At 66.3% G+C, this 6,067-nt stretch carries 3 protein-coding genes and 1 pseudogene; 2 read left to right on the forward strand and 2 right to left on the reverse strand.

From position 1 onward, the window contains the following. Both ppdK and MOV74_RS29090 read left to right on the forward strand, forming a co-directional pair. A partial coding sequence (gene ppdK / locus MOV74_RS29085) for a pyruvate, phosphate dikinase (RefSeq protein WP_246930089.1) occupies window positions 1-2,797 on the forward strand: 2,797 nt, incomplete at its 5' end. 456 nt (window positions 2,798-3,253) lie between these two features. Beyond that, window positions 3,254-4,708: a cell wall hydrolase gene (locus MOV74_RS29090; protein ID WP_246930090.1), complete on the forward strand. Its 1,455-nt coding sequence runs from the start codon at window positions 3,254-3,256 to the stop codon at window positions 4,706-4,708. Between the two features lie 180 nt (window positions 4,709-4,888). Here MOV74_RS29090 and nadC read toward each other — a convergent pair whose 3' ends face one another. Both nadC and MOV74_RS29100 read right to left on the reverse strand, forming a co-directional pair. Further along, the gene (nadC, locus tag MOV74_RS29095; protein ID WP_246930091.1) at window positions 4,889-5,767 is read right to left on the reverse strand and encodes a carboxylating nicotinate-nucleotide diphosphorylase; all 879 of its coding nucleotides are present in this window, start codon (window positions 5,765-5,767) and stop codon (window positions 4,889-4,891) included. An 11-nt stretch (window positions 5,768-5,778) separates the two neighbouring features. Continuing rightward, a pseudogene (locus MOV74_RS29100) lies at window positions 5,779-6,067 on the reverse strand (L-aspartate oxidase); the annotation flags it as partial.

Below are 6,067 nucleotides of genomic sequence, written 5' to 3' on the forward strand. Positions count from 1 at the left end.
CAAGCCCGCTGCAAAGCCGGCGGCAAAGGCCGTGACCAAGGCGGCTCTGCCGAAGGTCGCTGCGAAGCCCGCGCCGAAGAAGGCTGCGCCCGCCAAGGCGGCGCCAGCAGCCATCAAGGCCGGCAAATGGGTGTACACATTCGGTGACGGCAAGGCCGAGGGCCGGACGGAAATGCGCGACCTTCTCGGCGGCAAGGGCGCGAACCTCGCCGAGATGGCCAATCTCGGCCTTCCCGTGCCTCCCGGCTTCACCATCCCGACCTCGGTCTGCACCTACTTCTACGCCCACGACAAATCCTATCCGAAGGAGTTGCAGGCACAGGTTGAGAAGGCACTCGACCATGTCGGCAAGTTGACCGGCAAGGTGTTCGGCGACACCAGGAACCCACTGCTCGTCTCGGTGCGCTCCGGCGCGCGCGCCTCGATGCCGGGCATGATGGACACGGTGCTGAACCTCGGCCTCAACGACCAGACCGTGGAAGCGCTGTCGGAATTGTCGGGCGACCGCCGCTTCGCCTATGACAGCTATCGTCGCTTCATCACCATGTATTCGGACGTGGTGCTCGGCTTCGAGCATCATCACTTCGAGGAAATCCTCGACACCTTCAAGGACGGTCAGGGCTACACGCTCGACACCGACCTTACCGCCGACGACTGGGTCGATCTGGTCGGCAAGTACAAGGACGCGGTCGCGCGCGAGACCGGCAAGGACTTCCCGCAGGATCCGCACGACCAGCTTTGGGGCGCGATCGGTGCCGTGTTCTCATCCTGGATGAACGCGCGCGCGGTGACCTACCGCAAGCTGCACGATATTCCGGCGTCCTGGGGCACCGCGGTCAACGTGCAGGCCATGGTGTTCGGCAACATGGGCGAGACCTCGGCGACCGGCGTTGCCTTCACCCGCAACCCCTCGACCGGCGAGAGCAAGCTGTACGGCGAGTTCCTGATCAACGCGCAAGGCGAGGACGTGGTGGCGGGCATCCGCACGCCGCAGGACATCACCGAGGAAGCGCGGAAAGAGTCGGGCTCAGACAAGGCGTCGATGGAAGCGGCGATGCCGGAGGCCTTCAAGGAGCTGACGCGGATCTACACGCTGCTCGAGAAGCACTACCGCGACATGCAGGACATGGAGTTCACGGTCGAGCAGGGCAAGCTGTGGATGCTCCAGACCCGCGGCGGCAAGCGTACTGCGAAAGCCGCGCTGCGCATCGCGGTCGAGCTCGCCAATGAAGGCCTGATCACCAAGAAGGAAGCGGTCACCCGCATCGATCCGGCTTCGCTCGACCAACTGCTGCATCCGACCATCGATCCCAACGCCAAGCGCGACGTGATCGCGACCGGCTTGCCGGCATCCCCGGGCGCGGCCTCCGGCGAGATCGTGTTCTCCTCGGATGAAGCGGCCAAGCTTCAGGCCGATGGGCGCAAGGTCATCCTGGTCCGCATCGAGACCAGCCCGGAAGACATTCACGGCATGCACGCCGCCGAAGGCATTTTGACCACGCGCGGCGGCATGACTTCGCACGCGGCGGTGGTCGCGCGCGGCATGGGCAAGCCCTGCGTCTCCGGCTGCGGCACCATCCGCGTCGATTACGGCCGCGGCACCATGAGCATCGGCTCGCGCACCTTCAAGACCGGCGACGTCATCACCATCGACGGCTCGCTCGGCCAGGTGCTGGCCGGCCGCATGCCGATGATCGAGCCGGAGCTGTCCGGCGAGTTCGGCACGCTGATGGCCTGGGCCGACCAGGTCCGCAAGATCGGCGTCCGCGTCAACGGCGACACGCCTGATGACGCGCGCACCGCGATCAAGTTCGGCGCCGAAGGCATCGGCCTGTGCCGCACCGAACACATGTTCTTCGAGGAGACCCGCATCCGCACCGTGCGCGAGATGATCCTCTCCGAGGACGAGCAGTCGCGCCGCGCCGCGCTCGCAAAACTGCTGCCGATGCAGCGCGCCGACTTCGTCGAGCTGTTCGAGATCATGAAGGGCCTGCCCGTCACGATCCGCTTGCTCGATCCGCCGCTGCACGAATTCCTGCCGCACACCCATGCCGAGGTCGAGGAAGTGGCGCGCGCCATGAACACCGACCCGCGGCGCCTCGCCGACCGCGCGCGTGAGCTCTCGGAATTCAATCCGATGCTCGGCTTCCGCGGCTGCCGTATCGCGATTGCGTACCCGGAGATCGCCGAGATGCAGGCGCGCGCGATCTTCGAGGCCGCGGTCGAGGCCGAGAAGCGTACCGGCAAGGCCGTCGGCCTCGAGGTGATGGTGCCGTTGATCGCCACCAAGATGGAGCTCGACCTCGTCAAGGCGCGGATCGATTCCACCGCACAGGCGGTGATGCGCGACACCAACACCAAGCTGGCCTATCAGGTCGGCACCATGATCGAGCTGCCGCGCGCCTGCCTGCTCGCGGCCGAGATCGCGCAGTCGGCCGAGTTCTTCTCGTTCGGCACCAACGACCTCACGCAGACGACCTATGGCATCAGCCGCGACGACGCGGCGAGCTTCCTCGGTCCCTACGTGACGAAGGGCATCCTCTCGGTCGATCCCTTTGTGGCGCTCGACCAGGAGGGCGTCGGCGAGCTCGTCAAGATCGGCGTCGCGCGCGGCCGCAAGACCCGCCCGAATCTCAAGGTCGGCATCTGCGGCGAGCACGGCGGCGATCCCGCCTCCGTCGCCTTCTGCCACGATATCGGCCTCGACTACGTGTCGTGTTCGCCCTACCGCGTGCCGATCGCCCGACTCGCCGCAGCGCAAGCCGCGCTCGGCAAGGCGATCGCAAGCCAGGCGTAAGACAGAACTAAAATGCTGGAATGAAAGAGGCGGGGCGAAAGCTCCGCCTCTTTTGTTATGCGCGACGCTCTCTCCGCTCGTCATTGCGAGCGCAGCGAAGCAATCCAGAATCTTCCCGCGGGGGCAGTCTGGATTGCTTCGTCGCAAGAGCTCCTCGCAATGACGGCGTGGAAGCGCTCCGCACAAACAAAGGGAACCACGCGTCCCGTAATGATACGCGCTGTCAACGGTTCCTTCACCATTCGCGTTGACCGGTTGTTTACCGCTTCGCGTGAGGACGCGTTTACCACCGTGCGCGACGACTCCGTGAAAACACCCGTGTTCGCTTGAGTGTGCTGGACGCGCAACGCCGATTAACGCCCCGGCAACCTAAATTAGATACTTACGATAAAGATCGAATTGCACGGATGTACTGCGGCTCGATTTTTCTGGCGTAAGCGTAGCGTGAGCGTAACGATGTCAGTGTTGCGTAACCATCCGAAGGGCGCGCGGTTCGCGTCCTTCGGAATCGGTCTCTGCATCTTCGCATTGATGCCGAGAGAGACCGGCTATCAGGACATTGCCTCTTTGCTGGCGCGGCAACCCGGCGTCGCCGAGCGTTGGCAGAAGCAGGTCTTTTCCGCAGCGTCCTCCATCCAGCTCGCCACCTACAGTTTTTCGCGCCCCATTGGCACCTCCGTTCCGCAGAGCGCGATGGTTCGCCTCGCGAGCATCGATGGTCGCGACGTCACCGGCGCGATCAACCGCAACCCGGCGCTACAGGCGCCGCCGCGCTACCAGGCCGCCGATTTTCCTAAGGTCGATCGCTCCATGAAGGGTGATCGCCTCGCAACCGTTACACCGACCGAGGCTCCCGAGACGGCCGCGCCAGCCGCGGCGCCGGCGCAGGAAGATCCCGCGACGTCGAACAGCTCGGTGTTCGGCACCAAGACCGCCGCGTTGCCACAGGCGATGTCGCCGGAGTCCGCGGCTGCGCTCGACCCCGAGCTCCAGGAAGCACTGCGGGCGCCGCCGCTGCCGCAATATGCCAATCCACCGCAGGCCAGCGACACTGCGCGCGCGTTCGCGGTCCAGCCGCTCGAAGCGCTGAAGCAAGCGACTGTTCCGGCTGCACCGGCGCGCGATCCGTTCCGCGTGAAGACCTCGAACCTGTTCTTCGGCAGCTCCTCGCTCGGCGGCAATCTCGAGAGCATCGAGAGCTGGCAGCCCGGCGCCGAGCCGCTGATCGTGATGCCCGACCCCGACATGAAGGTGACAGCCTCGCTGTCGCCGCCCACAGTGGACATTGCCAAGGACATCGAGAGCGGCGAGAGCGTCGCGCCGAAGGGCGAGGTCAACGCCGACAACCAGCGCACCAGATCACCGGCGGAACGGCTCGCGCTCGACGACAAGTCGCGCGCGAAGTCCGAGAAGTGCCTCGCGGAAGCGGTCTATTTCGAGTCCCGCGGCGAGGCCGTCCGCGGCCAGATGGCGGTCGCGCAAGTCGTGATGAACCGCGTCTTCTCCGGCAAATATCCGGATACGGTGTGCGGAGCGGTCTATCAGAACAAGCACCGTCATCTCGCCTGCCAGTTCACGTTTGCCTGCGACAACAATGCCGACGTGATCCGCGAGCCCGAGATGTGGGAGCGCGCCAAGAAGATCGCGAAGGCCACGCTCGACGGCCAGATCTGGCTGCCCGAGGTCGGTAAATCCACGCATTATCACGCCTATTGGGTGCGTCCGTCCTGGGTCGCCGAGATGAAGAAGATGTACAAGACCGGCGTGCACACCTTCTACCGCCCGCGCGCCTGGGGCGACGGCAGCGAGGTGCCGAGCTGGGGCACGCCCGCGCAGACCGCGGCGCTCTCCGCCGAGCTCGCGCAGGAAGCCAAGAGCTCCGCGGAAATGGGCAATACTGAGCGGCGCTGAGGCAATCAATCGTCGCCGCAGTGAAGGTGCGCTCCCTCTCCCGCTTGCGGGGGAGGGTTGGGGAGGGGGTGTTTCCGCAGGCGAGAACCCCCGTGTGGAGAGAGCCCCCACCCGGCGCTTTGCGCCGACCTCCCCCGCAAGCGGGAGAGGTGCGGCCGCCCTGGGCGAAGAGCAGTGGCCTCACGCCTCGATATCCAACGCGCAGTCGAAGTTCGGCGCCGAATGGGTCAGGGCGCCGGCCGAGGCGTAGTCGACGCCGGTCGCCGCGATCGCGGCGATCGAGTCCAGCGTGACGCCGCCGGACGCCTCCAGCTTGAGGCGCCCCTCGTTGATCCGGACCGCTTCCCGCAATGTCGCAAGGTCCATGTTGTCGAGCAGCACGGCGTCGGCCAGCCCGGTGTCGAGCACCTCGCGCAGTTGCGCCAACGTGTCGACCTCGATCTCGATCTTGACGAGATGGCCGGCATGGGCGCGGGCGCGCTCCAGCACCGCACTGACGCCGCCGGCGACCGCGATGTGGTTGTCCTTGATCAGGATCGCGTCGTCGAGGCCGAAGCGGTGATTGAAGCCGCCGCCGCACCGCACCGCGTATTTCTCCAGCGCCCTTAGCCCCGGCGTGGTCTTGCGCGTGCAGCAGATGCGCATTCTCGTGCCTTCGGTGCGCGCAACATAATCCGCCGTGAGCGTGGCAACGCCCGACAGGCGGCCGACGAAGTTCAGCGCGGTTCGCTCCGCGGTGAGAATGGCGCGCGCGGGGCCCGTGATCGTCAGCAGCTGCTGTCCGCGGGCAACGAGTGCGGCGTCACGCACCTGCGCGCGCACCTCGATGTCTGGCGAGAGCTTTCGCAATGTCGCCAGCGCCGGCGGCAAGCCGGCGCTCACGCCGGACTGGCGCGCGACCAGCACGGCTTGCGCCTTGGTCGCTTCCGGAATCGTCGCGAACGAAGTGATGTCGCCGGCGCGGCCGAGGTCCTCGTCGAGCGCCCGCTGCACGGCTTCGTCGATGACGAGCGGGGAAAGGAAGGCGTCGGGGTTGAGCAATGAGGTCGGATTGATCATGGGGGACTCCATCAGGCGATCATGGGGCGGGCCGTGCGCGGCAATGGGCTCAGGCCTTCTGCGATCTCGCGCGCCGCGGCGAGCGTGGTCATCGTTCTCTGCGCCAGCGCAGGGATTTCGGCCGGATGGTCGGAGCGGAAATGCGCGCCGCGGCTTTCGCGCCGGCTCCAGGCCGAGGCTGCGACGAGCAGGGCCGACGTCGCCATGTTGCGGAGCGTGATGCTCGTTGCCTCGCGTTCGAGCGCGGCGAAGTAGCTCACGGCCTCGGTGAGCCCGTCGCCCTCGCGGACCACGCCGACA

This window comes from Bradyrhizobium sp. SHOUNA76 (genome assembly GCF_023006445.1).
GTDB lineage: Bacteria > Pseudomonadota > Alphaproteobacteria > Rhizobiales > Xanthobacteraceae > Bradyrhizobium.

What these genes read in the sequence shown, in the direction of transcription:
- MOV74_RS29090 (WP_246930090.1), top strand. Translation starts at nt 3,254, where the DNA reads ATGTCAGTGTTGCGTAACCATCCGAAGGGCGCGCGGTTCGCGTCCTTC.
- nadC (WP_246930091.1), bottom strand. Translation starts at nt 5,767, where the DNA reads ATGATCAATCCGACCTCATTGCTCAACCCCGACGCCTTCCTTTCCCCG.